General features: G+C 67.3%; 18 protein-coding genes. 10 read left to right on the top strand and 8 right to left on the bottom strand.

Annotation, left to right across the window (positions count from 1 at the left end; translation table 11 throughout):
- Positions 1–33: 33 nt before the first annotated feature.
- Both argS and MJ606_RS06265 read left to right on the top strand, forming a co-directional pair.
- Positions 34–1725 (top strand): arginine--tRNA ligase, encoded by a 1692-nt coding sequence (gene argS, locus MJ606_RS06270; protein ID WP_243048531.1) that lies wholly within the window; start codon positions 34–36, stop codon positions 1723–1725.
- A complete protein-coding gene (locus tag MJ606_RS06265; protein ID WP_243048530.1) occupies positions 1726–2472 on the top strand; it encodes an SPOR domain-containing protein in 747 nt (248 codons plus the stop codon).
- Between the two features lie 67 nt (positions 2473–2539).
- Here the strand turns inward: MJ606_RS06265 and MJ606_RS06260 are convergent, their stop codons facing one another.
- From MJ606_RS06260 to speA, 5 genes are all read right to left on the bottom strand, one after another.
- Positions 2540–3400 carry an NAD(P)-dependent oxidoreductase gene (locus tag MJ606_RS06260; RefSeq protein ID WP_243048529.1) on the bottom strand — a complete coding sequence of 287 codons (861 nt, stop codon included), beginning with the start codon at positions 3398–3400 and terminating at the stop codon, positions 2540–2542.
- Positions 3401–3416: 16 nt separating this feature from the next.
- Entirely contained in the window at positions 3417–4607 is a 1191-nt protein-coding gene (locus tag MJ606_RS06255) for a patatin-like phospholipase family protein (protein WP_243048528.1), read from the bottom strand.
- Between the two features lie 16 nt (positions 4608–4623).
- Positions 4624–5364, bottom strand: coding sequence for an acetoacetate decarboxylase (locus tag MJ606_RS06250; RefSeq protein ID WP_243048527.1), 741 nt, complete (start codon positions 5362–5364; stop codon positions 4624–4626).
- Between the two features lie 106 nt (positions 5365–5470).
- A complete protein-coding gene (locus MJ606_RS06245; protein WP_243048526.1) occupies positions 5471–6256 on the bottom strand; it encodes a 3-hydroxybutyrate dehydrogenase in 786 nt (261 codons plus the stop codon).
- 154 nt (positions 6257–6410) lie between these two features.
- Positions 6411–8300, bottom strand: coding sequence for a biosynthetic arginine decarboxylase (gene speA / locus MJ606_RS06240; RefSeq protein WP_243048525.1), 1890 nt, complete (start codon positions 8298–8300; stop codon positions 6411–6413).
- A gap of 294 nt (positions 8301–8594) precedes the next feature.
- On the opposite strand from speA, the gene speE reads away from it, so the two are divergent.
- Positions 8595–9449 carry a polyamine aminopropyltransferase gene (gene speE / locus MJ606_RS06235; RefSeq protein WP_243048524.1) on the top strand — a complete coding sequence of 285 codons (855 nt, stop codon included), beginning with the start codon at positions 8595–8597 and terminating at the stop codon, positions 9447–9449.
- Positions 9450–9511: 62 nt separating this feature from the next.
- On the opposite strand, the gene MJ606_RS06230 is transcribed toward speE, so the two are convergent.
- On the bottom strand, positions 9512–9712 hold the full coding sequence (locus MJ606_RS06230; protein ID WP_243048523.1) for an antitermination protein NusB: 201 nt from the start codon (positions 9710–9712) through the stop codon (positions 9512–9514).
- 163 nt (positions 9713–9875) lie between these two features.
- Here MJ606_RS06230 and MJ606_RS06225 point away from each other — a divergent pair, with 163 nt between their 5' ends.
- The 5 genes from MJ606_RS06225 (at position 9876) to MJ606_RS06205 (ending at position 14592) form a co-directional block, all read left to right on the top strand.
- Complete coding sequence (locus MJ606_RS06225) at positions 9876–10904, top strand: hypothetical protein (protein ID WP_243048522.1); 1029 nt, start codon at positions 9876–9878, stop codon at positions 10902–10904.
- Between the two features lie 80 nt (positions 10905–10984).
- Positions 10985–11617 carry a ParA family protein gene (locus tag MJ606_RS06220; RefSeq protein WP_243048521.1) on the top strand — a complete coding sequence of 211 codons (633 nt, stop codon included), beginning with the start codon at positions 10985–10987 and terminating at the stop codon, positions 11615–11617.
- A gap of 49 nt (positions 11618–11666) precedes the next feature.
- Entirely contained in the window at positions 11667–12140 is a 474-nt protein-coding gene (locus MJ606_RS06215; protein WP_243048520.1) for a histidine phosphatase family protein, read from the top strand.
- Positions 12137–12703: a YceI family protein gene (locus tag MJ606_RS06210; protein WP_243048519.1), complete on the top strand. Its 567-nt coding sequence runs from the start codon at positions 12137–12139 to the stop codon at positions 12701–12703. The genes MJ606_RS06215 and MJ606_RS06210 overlap by 4 nt, the downstream gene beginning before the upstream one ends.
- Before the next feature lie 23 nt (positions 12704–12726).
- Entirely contained in the window at positions 12727–14592 is a 1866-nt protein-coding gene (locus MJ606_RS06205; protein WP_243048518.1) for a phospholipase D family protein, read from the top strand.
- 11 nt (positions 14593–14603) lie between these two features.
- On the opposite strand, the gene MJ606_RS06200 is transcribed toward MJ606_RS06205, so the two are convergent.
- Both MJ606_RS06200 and MJ606_RS06195 read right to left on the bottom strand, forming a co-directional pair.
- Complete coding sequence (locus tag MJ606_RS06200; RefSeq protein WP_243048517.1) at positions 14604–15137, bottom strand: TonB family protein; 534 nt, start codon at positions 15135–15137, stop codon at positions 14604–14606.
- Positions 15138–15154: 17 nt separating this feature from the next.
- Positions 15155–16438, bottom strand: coding sequence for an acetyl-CoA C-acetyltransferase (locus tag MJ606_RS06195; RefSeq protein WP_243048516.1), 1284 nt, complete (start codon positions 16436–16438; stop codon positions 15155–15157).
- Between the two features lie 116 nt (positions 16439–16554).
- Between MJ606_RS06195 and MJ606_RS06190 the strand changes: the two genes are divergently transcribed.
- Together MJ606_RS06190 and MJ606_RS06185 are read left to right on the top strand one after the other, a co-directional pair.
- On the top strand, positions 16555–17685 hold the full coding sequence (locus MJ606_RS06190) for a hypothetical protein (protein ID WP_243048515.1): 1131 nt from the start codon (positions 16555–16557) through the stop codon (positions 17683–17685).
- A 116-nt stretch (positions 17686–17801) separates the two neighbouring features.
- Complete coding sequence (locus tag MJ606_RS06185) at positions 17802–20267, top strand: GGDEF and EAL domain-containing protein (protein ID WP_243048514.1); 2466 nt, start codon at positions 17802–17804, stop codon at positions 20265–20267.
- Positions 20268–20302: the final 35 nt, after the last annotated feature.

The following is a 20302-nucleotide window of genomic DNA, read 5'->3' as shown; positions in this document are numbered from 1 at the left end:
GATTACCGGTTCCATCGTCGCCCGACTATTGCCGTGAAAGAACAGCTGCGCGAACTGCTGCTGCGGGCTATCCGCACCCTGCAAAATGACGCCACCCTGCCTGCCGACCTCGAGGTGCCGAACTTCGTGATCGAGCGCACCCGCAGCCGCGAGCATGGCGACTTCGCCGCCAATGCCGCCATGCTGCTGGCCAAGCCGGCGCGCGCCAAGCCGCGCGAGCTGGCCGAGAAGCTGGTGGCCGCCCTGCCCGCCAACACGCTGCTGGGCAAGGTGGAGATCGCCGGCCCGGGCTTCATCAACTTCTTCCTGGCCCCCGGTGCCTACCACGACGAAGTGCGCCGCATTATGGCCGATGGCCATGCCTACGGCCGCAGCACCAGCGGCAAGGGCGTCACCGCCGGCGTGGAGTTCGTCTCCGCCAACCCGACCGGCCCGCTGCACGTGGGCCACGGCCGCAACGCCGTGCTGGGCGACTGCCTGGCCCGCCTGCTCGACGCCACCGGCTGGAAGGTGAAGCGCGAGTTCTACTACAACGACGCCGGCGTGCAGATCCACAACCTGGCCATCTCGGTGCAGGCGCGCGCGCGCGGCTTGACGCCGAACGACGCCGGCTGGCCGGAAGACGGTTACCGCGGCGACTACATCGCCGACGTGGCCAACAGCTATCTGGCCGGCGACAGCGTGGAGGTGGAAGGCCACCTGGTCACCGGCGCGAAAGATGCGGACGACCTCGAAGCCATCCGCCACTACGCCGTGGCCTACCTGCGCCGCGAGCAGGACCTGGACCTGAAGGCCTTCGGCGTCGGCTTCGACACCTATTTCCTGGAGTCGTCGCTGTATACCGACGGCAAGGTGGAAGAGACCGTGCGCGAACTGGTCGCCCACGGCCACACCTATGAGGAAGGCGGCGCGCTGTGGCTGCGCACCACCGATTTCGGTGACGACAAGGACCGCGTGATGCGCAAGTCCGACGGCACCTACACCTACTTCGTGCCGGACGTGGCCTATCACTTGTCCAAGTGGCAGCGCGGCTACGTCAACGCGGTGACCGTACTCGGCTCCGACCACCACGGTTCGCTGGCCCGCGTGAAGGCCGGCCTGCAGGCGCTGGACACCGGCATCCCCAAGGGCTGGCCGAACTACGTGCTGTACCAGATGGTGACGGTGATGCGCGGCGGCGAAGAGGTGAAACTGTCCAAGCGCGCCGGCAGCTACCTCACCCTGCGCGACCTCATCGAGGAAGCCGGCCGCGACGCCACGCGCTACTTCCTGATCGCGCGCAAGGCCGACTCGCAGCTGGTGTTCGACATCGACCTGGCCCGCTCGCAGAGCAACGACAATCCGGTCTACTACATCCAGTACGCCCATGCCCGCGTGTGCCGCGTGCTGGAAGAACTGGCCGAGCGTGGCCTGCCCTCGGTCGACACGGCGGCCGGCATCGACCGGATGACGCGCCTGGACAGCGAGCACGAGCAGATCCTGCTGACCGAGCTGTCGCGCTACCCCGAAGTGGTGGAGGCCGCCGCAGGCAATCTGGAACCCCACCTGATCGCGCAATATCTGCGCGAGCTCGCCGGTGCCCTGCACAGTTACTATCACGAGCACAAATGGATCGTGGACGACGCCGAACTGCGCAATGCTCGCATCACGCTCGCCGTCGCCACGCGCCAGGTCATACGCAACGGTTTGGATTTGCTGGGACTTAGCGCCCCGGAGAAGATGTAAATGGCAGCACGCAAGGGCAAAGGTCGGCAGGCCGTCCGCAACAACAGCGGCGGCATGCCTGGGTGGGGTTGGGCCGTCATCGGCATCCTGATCGGTGCCGTGCTGATGTTCGCCATGCGCAGCCACCTGCCCATGACGCCGCGCGCCAGCGATGGCCCGCAGCCGAACGCGCAGGCCAACCCGCAGCGCGGCAGCGATGCCGGCGCCGCCGCCACGGAGTCGACCTCCGCGACGGACAACGCCGCCCCGGCGCCGAAGAAGCCGCAGTACGACTTCTATTCCGTACTCTCGGAAAAGGAAGTGCGCATTCCCGACGCGGTGATCAGCGCCCAGGCCAAGGCCGAGCAGCAGCAACAGCAGAAGCAGGCGCAGCAGGAAGCCCAGGCCGCCGCCGCACAGCAGCAGGCGGCCGTGCCCAAGCCGCCGGCGAACGCACCTGCCGCGGTCACCGAAGCCATCACCGCCGCGCCCGAGTCCGCCGTGAAGGCGCCAGCCCCGGCCGCTGCCGGCGGCAGTGGTTACCTGCTGCAGGTGGGTGCCTTCCCGAGCCCGGCCGACGCCGAAACGCTGAAGGCCAAGCTGGCCATGCAGGGCTTCGTCGCCAATGTCGCCGCCGTCAACGTCAACGGCCAGACCTACAACCGCGTGCGCCTGGGCCCGTTCCATTCGGCCACCGAACTGGAGGCGGCCAAGCAGCGCCTGGCCTCGGCCGGCATCAACGCGATTGCGCTGAAGGAAGGCAAGTAAGCCGCCCTTGGCATCGCATGAAAAAGGCCGCGCAATGCGCGGCCTTTTTTTGGGTCCTACGCAACGATCAGCTTTTGCGCTTCAAGCGGATCAGCGCGGAGATGTCGTCATCGCCATAGCCCTGGCTCATCAGCTCGGCGTAGTCGGCCAGCGAACGCTCGATCACGCTGCGGTTGATGCCGGCGCCTTCCGCGATACGCCGCACGATGCCCAGATCCTTGTGCAGCAGGCCCAGCTTGAAGCCGACGCTGAACTCGTTGCGCAGCATGGTGGCGCCACGCTTTTCCAGGAACCAGTTGCCGGCGGCGCCAGCGCCCAGGGTGGGCAGCAGGCGTTCGGGATCGAGGCCCAGCGCCTCGGCCAGTGCGAGGCCTTCGCATACGCCTTGCGCGATGCCGGCCACCAACACCTGGTTCACCGCCTTGGTCGCCTGCCCGGCACCGACGTCGCCCAGGTGGGTGATGCGCAGCGCGTAGGCTTCCAGCACCGGGCGGGCACGCTCGAGCACGTCGGCATCGCCGCCCACCATCACCGAGAGCTTGCCGTTCCTGGCGCCCTCCACGCCACCGGATACCGGTGCGTCGAGGAAGTGCGCCCCCACGGCGGACAGCCGCGCCGCCGCCTGCCTGGCGGTATCCGGGGCGACGGTGGAATGATCCACCACGATGGCGCCCTTCTTCAGGTGCGGCGCCAGCGCATCGACCAGCCCGAGCACATCGGCATCGGCGGTGACGCACAGCGCGATTACATCGCATTGCGCGGCGATGTCCGCCAGTGACGGCGCGGTGACGCCGAGTTGCTTCGCCACCGCATCGGCATTGGCCTGGGTGCGGCTGGATACCGCGTGCAGCAGGCCGTGGGCTTTCAGGTGACCGGCCATCGGCGTGCCCATGGCGCCGAGTCCGATGAATGCTGCCTTGAGACTCATGAGGTTTCCCGGTGTTTCAATCTTCACAATGAACGTCGTGGGTGACGAAGGGATGTTCGGTGCTTGGCAGCTCGAACCACTGCGGCTCGGCCAGCGTGCACTGCATGTCGTCCATGCCGCTGCTCCAGTGCTGCTGCATGCTGCCCACGCTGAACTCGTAGTCCTTGTAGTGCCCTTCGTACGGCTTGTTGCGGTAGATGAGGTGGAACAGGTTGACCAGCATGCCGCTGGCGTACAACTCCGCCTGGCGATAGGCCGAGTGTTGGCGCTGGCCTTCCGGCACCAGCGCCATCAGGTCGTGCAGCAGGCGTTGCTGCCTTTGCCGCAACCCCATGTACTCGGTGATCAGGCGGGTGCGGCTGGAAAACTGGATGTCCTTGGCGCGCGAGGTCACCTCGGCCAGGTCACGCGGCACCTGGCCCTGCGCGCTCCATAGGTCCACCTGGAAGATCAGCGAGTCGCGGCACGACGCATCCGCCAGCACCTTGTACAGTGGCGTATTGGAAACCATGCCGCCGTCCCAGTAGTACTCGCCATCGATCTCGGTGGCGGGAAAGCCGGGCGGCAGCGAGCCGGAGGCGATGAAATGCTCGACCCGCAGCGGGCCTTCGGTGTTGTCGAAATAGACAAAGTTGCCGGTGCGGATATTCACCGCGCCGACCGACACGCGCATCGCGGTCTTGTGGTTGATGCGATCGAAGTCGACCAGCCGCTCCAGCGTGCTCTTCAACGGCGCGGTGTCGTACCAGCTCGCCGTCGTGGGCGAGGCGCGCCACGGCAGCAGCGGGAACGGACGCGGCAGGAAGAAGCCCGGCTGGCCCTCGACCAGGGCGCGCAACGCGGCCCAGCCGCTAAGGCCGTTCTGCCAGGGCAGTTCCCACGCGCCGGGATCGAGCGGGGTGGTGGGCCATGCCGGCAACAGCGGCGGGCGGCAGATGGTGTGCCAGAACTCGCGCAGCCGCTCGACGCGACGCTCGGGCGGATTGCCGGCGATGATCGCCGCATTGAGCGCGCCGATGGAAATGCCGGCGACCCAGTTGGGATGGATGCCCGCCGCATCCAGTGCCTCGTACACGCCGGCCTGATAGGCGCCCAGCGCGCCCCCGCCCTGCAGGACCAGCGCGACCACCTGGTATTGCTGGTAGGACTGCCGCACAAGGTCCTGGTCGGTCAGTTGCGATTTCGAACGGTTCTTACGGACGTCCATACGGATAAGCCTCGGCTCAGTCGGCCAGATAGTCGTACACCACGCTGCCCAGGTCGAGGGTCAGGTCGGTGATGTAATGCAGCGCCGACTCCACCTTCAGTACCGGCAGGTCGGCCACCGGCGCCAGCGCATGCGGATGCAGTTCCAGCGAGCCCGGTCCGGTCCAGGCGCCTTTGAGCGTGACGTTGGTGGTGTAGTAGCGGACCAGTTCGCAGATGCGCGGCGTGCCGTCCACGTGCGGAATGATCTTGAGCAGGAAGTTGGGCGCGGCCAGCGCGGCCAATACGGCCTGCGGGTCGGCCTCGCGATGCTTGAAGCCCATGGTGGCCTTGGCCACCCGCACCTTGCCGTAATCGAGCGTGCCCACCAGGGTGTCGATCTCGGTTTCCAGCATCGGACTGGCGAGCTTCTTGGGAAACCCCCACAGCTCGCGTCCGCCGGCAATCGGGGGATGGTCGTTCAGGTACATCGAATGCACGTAACCGCCGCGCTGGCCCTGGAAGCTGACCGGAATGACCTGGCCGGATTCGGTGTAGTCGCCGAAGCCGGTGGAGTCGGGCATGCGGATGAATTCGTACTTGACCAGCGGCTCGGTCACTTCCAGCGGTTCCGGCACCACCGCGCGCAGGGCATCGAGATCCGTGCGGTAGGTGATGACCAGGAATTCGCGATTGACGAAACGGTAGGGCCCGGGCGGAAAAGCCGGGCTGGTCAGCGGCATGGCGAAGGCATGGGCCTTCACCTCGGCGATCTTCATGACGACGCTCCTGGCAATCCGTCCGCACGGCGCGCGCAGGCCCGTGCGGACCGGTAACGATGAAGGGCAGCGGGTCCCGCCCGGCAACCGGGACGGGACATGGCGACTACTGCATGTACCAGCCGTGGCTGACCACGATCGATTGCCCGGTCAAGGCGGCCGAGGGGAACGTGGCCAGGTACAACGCGGTCTGCGCGATGTCCTCCACCGTGGTGAACACGCCGTCCACAGTGTCCTTCAGCATCACGTTCTTGATCACGTCGGCTTCGCTGATGCCCAGTTCCTTGGCCTGCTCGGGAATCTGCTTCTCCACCAGCGGCGTGCGCACGAAGCCCGGGCAGATCACGTGCGAGCGCACGTTGTGCGCGGCGCCTTCCTTCGCCAGCGTGCGCGCCAGGCCCAGCAGGCCGTGCTTGGCGGTGACGTAGGCCGACTTCAGCTTGGACGCCTCGTGCGAGTGCACCGAGCCCATGTAGATCACGATGCCGCCGCGATCGTCCTTGTACATGTGCTGCAGCGCGGCCTTGGTGGTGAGGAAGCCGCCATCGAGATGGATGGCCAGCATCTTCTTCCAGTCGGCGAAGGCGAACTGCTCGATCGGGTTGATGATCTGCACGCCCGCGTTGGAAATGAGGATGTCCAGATGACCGAACGCGGCGACCACCTTGTCGGTGCCCGCGTTGACCGCCGCCTCGTCGGTGACGTCCATGGCGATGCCGATGGCCTTGCCGCCGGCGGCTTCGATTTCCGCGGCGGTCGCATCGGCGGCCTGCTGGTTGATGTCGGCGATGGCCACCGCCGCGCCGTTCTTCGCATACAGCTCGGCAATCGCCTTGCCGAGCCCGCTGGCTGCGCCAGTGATGAGTGCCACTTTACCGTCGAGACTTGCCATAACCACTCCTGCGTCAAGGGGAACGGGGAAAGCTGAAACGGAATCAGGTCGTGGGTTGCGCCGCCTGGCCGTTGTCGACGATACAGGCTGGCACAGCTCATGGACACGCATCCATGCGACGAATGGACAGCAGAGGGCTGCCTCGCCACTTGGCTCAGCGCACACCCTCGGACAAATAGGTATAACCCGTCAAACCTTCGTTCAAGGTAACGAACAACTGCTCCGCCGCGTCGCCCTGCACGCCCGCGGCAACGATGCGCTCGCGATAGCTCTGGCGCAGCGCTTCGAGGTCGTAGCCGACGTAGTCGAGCATCAGGTCGGTGGTGTCGCCGCGGCGCTTGTGCGCAAACACATACGAATCGCCGTCCACGCGCACGTTCACCGCGTCGGTGTCGCCGAACAAGTTGTGGATGTCGCCCAGCGTCTCCTGGTACGCGCCCACCATGAAGATGCCCAGGCGATAGCTTTCGCCTTCGTTCAAGGCGTGCAGCGGCAGGCTCACATCCACGCCCTCGGCATCCACGTAATCGTCGATGCGGCCATCGGAATCGCAGGTGAGGTCGACGATCACGCCGCGCCGGGTCGGCTCCTCGTCGAGCCGCGCGATCGGCGCGATGGGAAAGATCTGGTCGATCGCCCAGATATCCGGCACCGACTCGAACACCGAGAAATTGACGAAGTACTTGTCGACCAGCTTCTCGTCCAGTTCGTCCAGCGCCTGGCGATGCGAACGCTCGGCCGGCAGCAGGCGGGTGCGCACCGCATTGGCGATGGCGTAGTACATGTCGTCCAGGCGCGCGCGGTCGTCCAGCGTGAGCTGGCCCAGCGCGTACAACGCCTGGCCCTCGGCGAGGTGGTGCTGGGCTTCGTGGAACAGCTCCAGCGCGGGGCGCGCGTCCAGCTCGTGCCAGGTTTCGCGCAGGCGGCGCAGCACGGCCGGCTCGTGCTCGTGGGCCGCGGGGATGTTGCCCACCGGCACCGGCTCCACCTCGGTCACGTTCACCACCATCACCGCATGGTGCGCGGTCATGGCACGGCCGGCCTCGGTGATGATGTGCGGCGCGGGCAGGTTTTCCTCGGCCACGGCCTCGGCCAGCGACTGCACGATGGTCGCCGCGTACTGCTCGATCGAGTAGTTGATGGAGTTGTGGCTGCGCGAGCGCGAGCCTTCGTAATCCACGCCCAGGCCGCCGCCGACGTCGACGATGTCCAGCGGCACGCCCATGCGCTTGAGTTCCACGAAATAGCGCGTGGCCTCGCGCATGCCGTTGGCGATGTCGCGCACGTTGGAAATCTGCGAACCCATGTGGAAGTGCTGCAGCTTCAGCGTGTGCTTGAGGCCGGCCTGGTCCAGGCGCTCGACCAGGGTGAGCACCTGGCTGGGCGACAGGCCGAACTTGCCCTTGTCGCCGCCGGTGTTCTGCCACTTGCCGGCGCCGATGGAGGCCAGCCGCACGCGCACGCCGAGCAGCGGCTCCACGCCCAGCGCCTTGGACTCGCTGAACACATGGTCCAGCTCCGAGAGCTTCTCGATCACGATGTGCACGCGCAGGCCGAGCTTGCGCCCGATCAGCGCGAGGCGGACGTATTCGCGGTCCTTGTAGCCGTTGCAGATCACGATGCTGCCGGGTCGGGCCATCGCCAGCACGGCCATCAGCTCGGGCTTGGAGCCGGCCTCCAGGCCGAAGCCGTGCTCGCCGGCGGCCACCAGCTCGCCGGCCACGCCGCGCTGCTGGTTCACCTTGATCGGGTAGACGGCGGTATAGCCGCCCGCGTAGTTCCATTCGCCGATGGCCTTGGCGAAGGCGTCCTGCAGGCGTTTCAGCCGGTCGGCGAGGATGTCCGGAAAGCGCACCAGCAGCGGCAGCCGCAGGCCTTCGGCGCGGGCGCGCTCGACGATGGCCGGCAGCGACAGCGCCGGCCCCTTGGCGCCTTGCGGGCGCATGACGATGTGGCCGGCCGCGTCCACGTCCACGTAGCCGTCGCCCCAATGCGGGACGGCGTAGGTATGGCGGGCAGCGTCGATGTTCCAGTGCTTCGACATGGAGGGCTCCTTGTACAACGGGCGGGTGACACCCTGAACATGTCGTCGCAGCGGCGAGCCTTGACGCGCTTGCTCGGTAAGAGCACGAAGTCAGCCGGCCGGAAGCCTCGCACGCCGCGGGGCCGGGCAAACTTGGCGGGCCGCGGGCGGAATCGCCTGGCGGGCCGGGGCGCCATTGTAACGACCTCTTGTGACAATGTGCCGGCGCCGGGTTGCCCCGCCTCGACGGGACGTAGGCGGCAGTTCGGCTACAATTCCCGCTCTTTGACCCCAACGATTGTCAGGATCATCCCCATGTCGCAGCACCCCAGCTGGTTCACCGAAGCCCACCAGGCCTCCGGCTCCTCCATCGGCTACCGCGTGGAGAAGCTGCTGCATGCCGAGAAAACCCCGTTCCAGACCATCGAGATCTACCAGACCACCGACTGGGGCAACCTGATGGTGATCGACGGCTGCGTGATGCTGACCAGCCGCGACAACTTCCTCTATCACGAGATGATGACCCACCCGGCGCTGTTCACCCATGCGCGCGCCAAGCGCGTGGTGATCATCGGCGGCGGCGACTGCGGCACCCTGCGCGAAGTGCTCAAGCACGAGGAAGTGGAGCATGCCGTGCAGGTGGAGATCGACGAGCGCGTCACGCGCCTGGCCGAGGAATACTTCCCGGAGCTGTGCGACTCCAATAACGACCCGCGCGCCGAGCTGCTGTTCATCGACGGCATCAAGTACATGGCCGAGGCCGAACCGGAATCGCTGGACCTGATCATCGTCGACTCGACCGACCCGGTCGGCCCGGCCGAAGGCCTGTTCAACGCCGCCTTCTACGCCAGCTGCTACAAGGCCCTGCGCCACGGCGGCATTCTGGTGCAGCAGTCGGAGTCGCCGATCGCGCACCTGGAGCTGATCAAGTCCATGCGCTCGGCCATGCGCACCGCCGGCTTCAGCGCGGTGAAGACGCTGCCGTTCCCGCAGCCGTGCTACCCCACCGGCTGGTGGAGCTGCACCATGGTGCGCAAGGGCGGCGACCTGGCCGGCTTCCGCGAGCGCGGCGCACTGAGCAAGAACTTCCCCACCCGCTACTACAACGCCGATATCCACAAGGGAGCGCTGGCGCAGCCGGAATTCATGCGCGAGGCGCTGGGCGAATAAGCCCGCGCCCCGTCCGAAAAGGCCCGCCACCGGCAACGGGGCGGGCCTTTTCGTTTCAGGGCTCAGAACAAGGTCTGGCGCGGCTTGGGCAACAGCACCAGGATCAGCGTGGCGAGCGGCCCGATCACCAGCGACAGCAAGAACCACAGCAGGCCGCTGCGGTTCTTGCCCTGGGCCAGCCCGGCATTGATCAGGGCCAGCGTGCCCCAGCCGACGAACCAGGGCGTGGCGCGCCCATCGGCCAATATCGAAAAGTCGTTCACTACCTGTCTCCCGTGCTACGCAGGATGATGGAACATCCCGGGCATGCGAAGCGGCCATGCTAGCAAGCCCACGCACTTTCTCGCGCCCGATGCTTTCGCCGGATCAGGCGAGCTTAATGCGGGAACGGTATGCTGTCCGCTTCGCTTTCGGTAGGAGTCCTCGATGCTTGGACGGCGCGTTCTTACACTCGGACTGGTTTTCGCCTCACTTGCCGCACCGGTTTTAGCGGCCACGCCTCCGGCCAAGACCACCGCACCCTCGGCGGACAAGCAAGCGGCCGCGCGTCACAAGGCGCTGCTGGCCTTCCAGAAAGACCTGGTCAGTGTGATCGCCCCGCAGGCCGACCCCATCCCGCTGCTGGGTGGCGCCCTGCTGGCCCGACCGCTGCCGGACCAGCCCGAGATCAACAGCTTCCACAGCCTGATCGGACGCGCCGAGCAGGCCCCGGGCGCCGGCCCGGAGATCAACTGGGTACGCCTGAGCGATTGCGACAGCAAGGCCGACGACTGCCCCAACGCCGACGCCATGGGCAAGCTCACCACCCAGGCGCCGGACAACGCCGCCGTGTGGCTGCTCAAGCTGGGCCTGGACGTGCGCGACGGCAAGTCGGACGCTGCCCGCGACGACCTGGCCAAGGCCGCCGCCGCCAAGCTCTACGACGACTACACCGGCACCAGCCTCAAGGCTCTGGCCAGCACCGTCGCGCTGTTGCCGCCGCCGCCGGCGGTGATCAATCCGCTGTCGCCCTCCGGCGCGGCCGGAGTGCAGATGGTGATGGTGTTCGGCCTTGCCGAAACCCAGCCGCAGCCGGGCCTGCAGGCCACCGCGCGCCTGTGCGAAGACGGCGCCAGCGACGCCGCGCTGAAGGCCGACTGCCTCAAGCTGGGCAAGGTGCTGGAATGGGGCTCCAGTCCGCTGGCCCGCTCGCTGGGCCTGCACCTGCGTGAGGTGCTGTCCGACGATCCGGCCCAGCAGGAAGATGCCCGCCGCGCCCGCCGCAACCTGGTGTGGCAGGTGCAGAATTTCGCCCAGCTCTCGGCGCGCGCCCAGGGTGAACCGGCATTGGCCGGCCACCTGCTGGCGCTGGCCCGTTCGGGCGGCACCCAGATGAGCCTGATGCTCACCGCCCTGCATGACTACGACATTTCCGTCGATGCACCGGCCGACTGGGATCCCAACAAGGCCGGTTGATGCGGTTTGATGCTGTCGCTTGCCTGGTCGCCCCGGCCTTCGTGTAGGCTTGGCCACGACCTGGACACTGGGGCAGCGTCATGCTGACGGTACTGGTAGCAAGCAGCAAGGGCGGGTGTGGCAAGAGCACGCTGGTGACCCAGCTGGCCTCGCACTGGGCGCAGGATGGCAAGCACACCGCCATCATCGATGCCGACCGCCAGCACTCGGGCTTCCGCTGGGCAGCGCAACGTCCGGACAACGTGCCGGGCGTGCTGGCCCTCGATGGCGGCCGTCGATCCCTCGAAAAACTCCCGCCCGACACCCAGCGCGTGCTCATCGACACGCCGGCCGGCTCGCAGGAGCGCGATCTCGAGCCGTACCTGGAGCAGGCCGACGTGCTGCTGGTGCCGGTGCTGCCGTCAACGTTCGACCTCGATGCGACGTTTGATTTCCTGGAACACCTCAAGCAGATCAATCGCATCAAGCGCGGCAAACTGCCGGTGGGCTTGGTCGGCAATCGCCTCAAGCCATGGACCAACGCCAGCCAGGACGCCATGGCTCGACTGGCGGAAGGCGCGCCGTTTCCGATCGTGGCCCAGTTGCGGGACAGCCAGGCCTATGTGCTGCTGGCCGCCCTTGGCAAAGGCATCTTTGACTACGCTTCGGAAAACGTCCGGAGCCACCAGGAGGACTGGAAACACCTCCTGCGCTGGATCAAGCGCCAGCACTGAACCCGCGCGACCGCGCTACCCCGGCGCCGTCCGACCTAGGAGCCAAGCCATGCACGAACTCATCCTGTTGCGACACGCCGAAGCCCAGCCCGCGCCATCCGGCGCGGACGACCATAGCCGGCGCCTGAGCGGCCGCGGCGAACAGGAGGCGCGGGCCGCCGGCAGCTGGCTGGCCTCGCACGGGGTCAAGCCGGACCGCGTGCTGTGCTCGCCATCGGAGCGCACGCGCAGCACCGCGTCGCTGGCGCTGGCCGCGCTGAAACAGGCGCCGTCACCCGAGTTCGCCGACGACATCTACGAGGCCACGCCCGGCGAGCTGTTGGCCTTGCTCGATCAGCATGGCGATGCCGAAACGGTGATGCTGGTGGGCCACAACCCCGGCATCGAACGCCTGGTGGCCTTGCTGGTCGAGGGCCGCTCGGACGAATTCCGCGGCATGCCGCCCGGTGGCCTGGCCGTGCTGCACCTCAACGGTACGCTGGAACCGGGAAACGCACGCCTGGATGCTTTCTGGTCGCCATGAGCTGGCAGTTCGCCGGCTGCCTGGCAGCTCTCCTGCTCGCCGCCTGGCCGGCACATGCCGCCGACTACCGCATTGATCCCGCCCGATCGCACGCCGACTTTGGCGTGCGCCTGTTATGGCTCAGCCAGATCCTGGGCCGCTTCGAGGAAATCGACGGCGACGTGACCCTGAGCTCGCTGCACGACACCGCTGTGGTCGATGCGCGCATCACCGTCGACAGCATCCAGATGAGTTCGGACCGCATCCGTCGCTGGGTGCTGGCGCCGGAATTCTTCGACGTGTCGCACTATCCTTCGATCCACTTCGTATCCCAGCCCATTTCGCTGGCCATGCTGGAGAAAGGCGGGGACCTGCAGGGCACGCTCACCCTGCGTGGCATCACCCGGACGGCGCATTTCGAGCTGCTGCCCTCGCGCTGCCCGCTGCATGAGCCGCAGCAATGCGTGATTTCCGTGCGCGGCACCATCCAGCGCAGCGACTTCGGCATGAGCGGGCATCGCGCCGCCGTAGCCGATCGCGTCGATCTCGGCATGATGATCAGCCTCGATTACGCCAAGCGCTAAAAGCAGCCTTTATCATCCGAAGGATGCACCCGCGCTGGATCGCCCTTGCCGCCCTGCTCGTTGCGATCCTGGTTCTACCGGGATGCAGCGTGTCGCCCACACGCATCCGGCGCGCCGATGCCGTGGTGGCCGCCGCCACGCCGCACGAACTGGACTGCGACCGCCCCGATCGCTGCGCGATCGACTCGCCCCTGCTCGATGCCGCGCGCCAGGCGATGTCCGACTCCACCCCCGAGCAGCCCGTCCATGTCGTCACCCTGCTCAACGACAGCGAGGCGGCCATGGTGGCGCGGCTCAACCTGATCCGCGCGGCGCAGCACACCATCGACGTGCAGACCTATATCTGGGACCAGGACGACGCCGGCCAGCTGGTGCTCAACGAGTTGCTGCGGGCCGCGCGGCGCGGCGTGAAGGTGCGCATCCTCGCCGACCAGTTGTTCTCCTTTGGCGACCCCGTCCTGCTCGAACGCCTGGCCACCGCGCACGCCAACCTCGAAGTACGCCTGTACAACCCCACCTTCGACGAGGCGCAGACCTCGGTGGCCGAGTTCACCGCGGGCATCGTGTGCTGCTTCATGAAGTTCAACCAGCGCATGCACAACAAGCTGTTGCTGGTGGACGACACCATCGGCATCACCGGCGGGCGCAACTACCAGGACCGCTATTTCGACTGGGACGACGAGTTCGACTATCTCGACCGCGACGTGATGGTGGGCGGCCCGGCCGCCCACGCCATGGCCACCAGCTTCGAGACGTTCTGGAACCACAAGCGCTCGGCGCCGCTCACCCACCTGCGCGACGTCAACCGGCACCTGCTCGATAGCGACGATCCGCCGCCATGGCCGGCACCGCACTACGCCCATCCGCAGCGGGTGGCCCGGGTGATCGAGGAGGCGGAGGATGACGACTGGCTGGACGATGCGCTGGTCAGCGAGACGCTACGCACCGGTCGCGTCGACTACTTCAGCGACCTGCCCTCGAAAACCACGCAGCCGGACAAACGCAGCGCGCATGAATTCACCGCGCACGTGATGCGCATGGTCGGCGCCGCGCAACACGAAGTGGTGCTGCAGACGCCCTACCTGGTGCTGAGCAAACCCGCGCAGGAGATTTTTTCGCGCCTGCGGCAGGGCGAGACGCCGCCACGCATCATCGTCTCCACCAATTCGCTGGCCTCCACCGATGCGTTCGCGGTGTATGCCATCTCCTACAAGCACCGCAAGCGCTATCTCAAGGAATACGGCTTCGAGATCTACGAGATGAAGCCGCAAGCGGCCGGCCCCGCCGAGGACAATGCCGATGCCGCCGCCGACGAAGGCCCGGCGCCGTCCGCGCTGGCGGGCACCAAGGCCAAGAACCGCATCGGCAACGAACGTGGCCTGCTAGGCAGCCGGGGCGGGGCCCGGCGCAACCGGCCGGCGCCGCTGACCACGGCCGGGCGACGCTTCGGCCTGCATGCCAAGTCCATCGTGGTGGACGACGACTTCGCCATGGTCGGCTCGCACAACTTCGACCCGCGCTCGGACCACTACAACACCGAGGCGGGCGTGATCGTCTACGACGCACGCTTCGCCAGCGAGCTGCGCGACAGCATCCTGCGCGACACCCAGCCGGAAAATGCCTGGGTGGTCGCACCGCGCCAGCAGAGCAGCCTGAGCATGGCCATCGGCGACTTCTCCGCCAGCCTGCCCATCTTCGACCTGTGGCCGTATCGCTACGCCACCAGCTACGAGCTCAAGGCAGGCTGTACGCCCATGCGCCCGAGCGACCCGGCCTTCCTCAGCTGCTACACGCCGGTGGGCGACTTCCCCAACGTGGCGATCTCCTCGAAGCTGATCTATACCCGCCTGATCACCGCGTTTGGTGCCGGCGTGAAGGGCATCCTGTAGGGCGGCAGGCCTCAGGGCGCGGGCAGGCTGCGGTCCGCGCCCTCTTCGAAACGCATCACCAGGGACCCCGGCAAACCCTCGGGGTGGTCGGCCGGCACCGCGAAGCGCCAGCCCAGCACCGTTTGCAGGGCGCGATCATCGAGGTCGGCATCGCCGCTGGTCTGGGACACGGCCGCCTGGGCCACCCGACCCGCGCCGTCGACCTGGAGATGGAGGACTACCAGGCCATGCAGCGGGGCGGTCCGCCGGAACGGCGACACCGCCAGCGATGGCATGTCGATGGGCGTCAGCGTGGGCCATGCCGGTGCGGCGCTGGCCGGTGGCGGTGCCGCGGCCATCCGGACCGGTGCATGGCTGGCTTCACGCGGTGCATGCACCGCACGCGGATACCGGCGCAACATGGCCCGCACCTTGTCGGCATGGGTCGCCGTGTGCGCGGGCGGGCCTGCCCAGTCATCGGTCAACGTGCTGAGCCAGGCGGTGCCACCTACACCTGCCGCCAGCGCGAGCAGGCTCAGGCCAGCGGTGGTGCGCAAGCGCAACATGCGGCCTGCGGCGCGGCTCAGCGCTCGAGGATGGCGGTGACGCCCATGCCGCCGGCGGTGCAGATGGAGATCAGGCCACGGCCCGAACCCTTCTGCTCCAGCAGTTTGGCCAGCGTGGCCACGACGCGCGCGCCGGTGGCGGCGAACGGGTGGCCGGTGGCGAGGCTGGAGCCATGCACGTTGAGCCTGGCCGGGTCGATGGCGCCCAAGGGCTGGTCCAGGCCCAGGCGGTTCTTGCAGTAATCGGCGCTTTCCCACGCCCGCAGCGTGCACAGCACCTGCGCGGCGAAGGCCTCGTGGATCTCGTAGAAGTCGAAGTCCTGCAGGGTCAGGCCCTGGCGGGCCAGCATGCGCGGCACCGCCACGGTGGGCGCCATCAGCAGGCCTTCGCCATGCACGAAGTCGACCGCCGCCACTTCGGCGTCGCGGAACCACGCCTGCACGGTGAGGCCGCGCTTGGCCGCCCACTCCTCGGTACCCAGCAGCACCGCAGCGGCGCCGTCGGACAGGCCGGTGGAATTGCCGGCGGTGAGCGTGCCGTGGCCGGAGGTCTTGTCGAACGCCGGCTTCAGCGAGGCGAGTTTTTCCAGGGTGGTGTCCGGGCGCAGGAAACCGTCGCGCTTGAGGCCACGGAACGGCACCACCAGCTCATCGAAGAAGCCGGCCTCGTAGGCGGCGGCCAGCTTGTGGTGGCTGTCCAGGGCCAGCTGGTCCTGCGCCTGGCGGGTGATATGCCATTCCTTGGCCATCTTCTCGCAGTGGTCGCCCATCGACATGCCGGTACGCGGCTCGGCCACGCCCGGGAAGGCGGGCTTGAACTCCTTCAGCGAGAAGCCCTGGGTGGCGGCGCGCAGCTTTTCCTGCCAGGTCTTGGCGCGGTTGAGCGCCAGCAGGCGCTTGCGCAGGCGTTCACCCAGCACGATCGGCACGTCGCTGGTGGTGTCCGAGCCGCCGGCGATGCCGGCCTCGATCTGCCCGGTGGCGATCTTGTTGGCGATGATGATGGCGTTGTCCAGCGAGGTGCCGCAGGCGCGCGCCGTGGTGATGCCCGGCGTGGTCGGCGCCAGCCCGGAGGACAGCAGGGCTTCGCGGGCCAGGTTCCAGTCCGAGGCGTGCTTGATCACCGCGCCCATGGCCACCTCGCCCAGCTCCACCCCGTGCAGGCCGTAGCGTTCGACCAGCGCGCCGAGCACTTTCACCGACAGCCCGAAATTGCCGACGTCGGCATAGGCGGTGTTGTTGCGGCAGAAGGGAATGCGCACGCCGCCGATCACACCGACGCGCTTGAGCGTGTTTTCCATGGCAGGCACGGTCCGAAAAAACTGAGTCCACAAGGCTAACCCGCCCCGCTACGCCACGGAAGCCCAAAATCCACGAATGCTAGAATTCGGTTCTTTGCCGTTCGGGTTTGTCATCCGTGGAAGCGCAGACACTTATCGCCCTGCCCGTCGTACTGGCGCTGGAACTCTCGGCCAGCGACACCCCGCGGCAGCGCACGCTCAGCCGCGATGAAGCCGCCGAGCTGGCCGCCCTGGTCGCCGCCGACCTGCACGCGCTGGTACCCCAGGTGGACGAAGCCCGCCTGGCCCTGGCCGGCGCGCTGTTCGACGCGGTGGAGCTGCTGCGCCCCGGGTTCCCCGTATGGGGCACGCTGGACGAGCTGGCCCGCCGCGTGCCGCGCGGCCACCTGGAAAACGTGGTGGCGTTCGGCACCCACGAAGGCCGCATGCCGGCCCAGCCGCTGGAGCCCGAGGCGATTTTCGCCGACGGCCCGATGCGCCTGCTGCCGATCTCCCTGCTCGCCCCCGAGGCGTTGGCCGAAAGCCTGTCGGAGAAGCTGGAAGTGGAACTGGTGGGCCGCGGCGAAGCCGGCGCACGCACCGCCGACTGGCTGATGCGCACGCTGGGCGTGCAGCTGGAGCATGCCCGCTACCTGAGCCGCAACGACCTGCTGGCGCTGACCTGCGTGCAGTACGAGCACGTCAATCTCGCCCCGCTGTGGACTCTGCTGGAGGCGGCGCTGCTGACGCCTTATCGCGAGGAATCCACCCTGAGCGCACGTGGCCTGGCCCTGCGCTATGTCGAGGGACGGGTGGAAGTGCAATCGCCGTCCGGCTGGCTGCGCGAGCAGCGCGGGGAAGTGGGCCAGCGCGCCCATGATTTCGCCGGCATCGTGTTCGAGCTGCGCCAGTACGCCGCCCTGCTCGATGCCCATCACCTGCCGCTGGTGCTGGTGGACCGCGCCGAACCGGCCACCGGCTATCTGCTGGAGGCGTTCGCCACGGCCGACAGCGGCTATGACGCGCCGGCCCTGTATGCCCACGAGGCGCCAGGGCTTGGCGTGGTGGCCGTCACCGTGGCCCAGCGCGGCGAAGGCGGTCGCGCCCGCGTGCTGGCGCACGGCTATCCCCTGCATCCCAGGGCACTGGGCCCGCTGGTCGCCAACCTGGCCGATCGTTATGCGATCGCCTCCGATCTGCATGCCCTGGGGCGCATCATGCTCGATGCTGACGGCCAGCTCGGCGCGCCCGCCGACGCCTTGCACTAAAGACACAGCCTCATCGTGAGATGGGGCCTCATCACCGGCCATCTGCACAGCCGACGCCACTTGGCGCATGATGCGGGGAAGAAGGCGCAAGGGGAGCGCCAGGTGACGACAGCCGCATGCAGCAAACCGATCGTGAGTACCTCCCAGGCGATGGCGAGGCCCCATGGGCCACCCACGTGCTCAACGGTGCTCCTGCGCTGATCACCTATATCGATCGTCACCGCCGCTTCCGCTTCGTCAACGGCACCCACCTGCGCTGGCTGGGTGTCGACCCCGCCCAGATGGTGGACCGGCTCGTCGACGAGGTAGTCGACGACTGGAGCCTGCAGCGCGCAGGCTCCTGCCTGGAACAGGCGCTCGCGGGCGAGCCGGCGGTCTATGAAGGCGAGCTGTTCGGCGGCAGCGCACGTTGCTACATGCATGGCAATTTCCAGCCGGACTTCGACGCCGATGGCCAGGTGCGCGGGGTGTTCACCGTGTTCATCGACATCACCGAGCGCCACGTGCTGGAGACCCAGCTGCGCGAGAGCGAGCAGCGTTTCTACGGCGCCTTCCAGCACGCCGCCATTGGCATGGCCCTGGTCGCGCCCGACAGCCGCATGCTGCGGGTCAATGGCGCGTTGTGCCAGATGCTGGGTTACAGCGAAGAGGAACTGCTGTCCAAGTCGTTCGTCGAACTCACTCATGAGGACGACCTGGCCGCCTCCCACCAACTTTCCTCCGAACTGGCCGCGGGCGGACGCGAGACCTACCAGCTGGAGAAGCGCTACATCCATCGCGACGGCCACATCGTGCACGTGCTGCTGAGCGTATCGCTGGTGCGGGGCGCCGATGGCCGGCCCCAGCACGCGGTGGCGCAGATCCAGGACATCAGCCAGCGCAAGGCCTACGAAGAAGCCCTGTTCCGCGAACGCGAGCTGGCCGAGGTCACGCTGCGCTCGATCGGCGATGCGGTGATCACCACCGACATGCAGCACCGGGTGACGTCGCTCAATCCGATCGCCGAGGCGATGACCGGCTGGAGCCATGGCGAAGCCGTCGGCAAGCCGATGAGCGAGGTGTTCAAGCTGATCGACAGCCGCACCCGCGACCCACTGCATAACCCGCTGCTGGATGCCATCGCACGCGACGCCATCGTCGAACTGAAAGGCGACGCGGTGCTGCTGCATCGCAATGGCTTCGAAACACCCATCGAGGACTCCGCCGCCTCCATCCACGACCATGCCGGCAGCGTCATCGGTGGCGTGCTGGTATTCCACGACGTGAGCGAAACCCGCGCGCTGGCGCTGAAGATGGCGCACCTGGCACAGCACGACACGCTCACCGGCCTGCCCAACCGCAGCCTGCTGCAATCGCGACTGGAGCAGGTGCTGGCCGCCGCACAGCGTCGGCAGGACCAGGCCGCCCTGCTGCACATCGACATCGACCATTTCAAGCAGATCAACGACACCTTCGGCCATGCCGCGGGTGACGATGTATTGCGCGCGCTCGCCGCTCATTTGCGCAGCCACCTGCGCAACGAGGACACGGTCAGCCGCGTGGGTGGTGACGAGTTCGTGGTGCTGCTGTCCCACGTGGATGGACGCATCGGGGCCAGCCAGCTGTGCGAGAAACTGATACGCGGCTGGCAGGCCTCCAATGCCAGTCGGATGGGCGAGCTGAGCATCGACTTCAGCGTGGGCATCAGCGTCTATCCGGACGACGCACATGACGCCGAAACCATGCTGCGCAATGCCGACGTGGCGATGTACGAGGTGAAGATGCAGGGTCGCAGCGGCTACCGCTTCTTCGTGCCCTCCATGAGCGAACGCCCGGCTGCGCGGCTGCGCATCGAACAGGAGCTGCGCAAGGCGCTGCGCCGCGGTGAGCTGGTGCTGCACTACCAGCCGAAGGTGGAAGCCGTCTCCGGCGTCATCGTCGGTGCCGAGGCACTGTTGCGTTGGCTGGTCGATGGCCGCGAAGTCTACGCTCCCGATGAGTTCATCCCGGTGGCCGAGGAAAGCGGCCTGATCGTGTCGCTCGGCGACTGGGTGCTGCGCGAAGCCTGTCGCCAGGCCGGGGAGTGGTATCGCGCAGGTCGCCCCATCGTGGTGGCGGTGAATGTATCCGCGCCCCAGTTCCAGCACGCGGGTTTCCATGATGCGCTGCAGGCCGCGCTGCAGGAGGCGCAATTGCCGCCGGCGCTGATCGAACTGGAGCTGACCGAGCGCATGGTGATGTCCGCCGGCGACCAGAGTCGCGTGCTCATGCAGCGCATCAAGGACCTGGGCGTGAGCCTGGCGTTGGACGATTTCGGCACCGGCTACTGCAGCCTGTCGTATCTGAAGTACTTTCCCATCGATGCACTGAAGATCGACCGCACCTTCGTGCGCGACATCGCCAGCGACCCCGACAACGCCGCCATCACGGACGCCATCATCGCCATGGCGCACGGGCTGGACATGACCGTGGTGGCCGAAGGCGTGGAAACCCCCGAACAGGCCGGGCACCTGCGACGAGCCGGCGTATCGCTGCTGCAGGGTTTTCTGTTTGGCACCGCGCAACCCGCCGATGAACTATTCCGGCAATTGGCGCCGAGGTAACCACCGGCGGCAGCCTGCCGTGCTTCAAGCTGCCG

Origin of the sequence: Dyella sp. RRB7 (genome assembly GCF_022761115.1) — a bacterium.
Taxonomy (GTDB): domain Bacteria; phylum Pseudomonadota; class Gammaproteobacteria; order Xanthomonadales; family Rhodanobacteraceae; genus Dyella.
The sequence above is the reverse complement of the archived record's forward strand: the minus strand, read 5'-3'. Positions and strand labels throughout refer to the sequence as shown.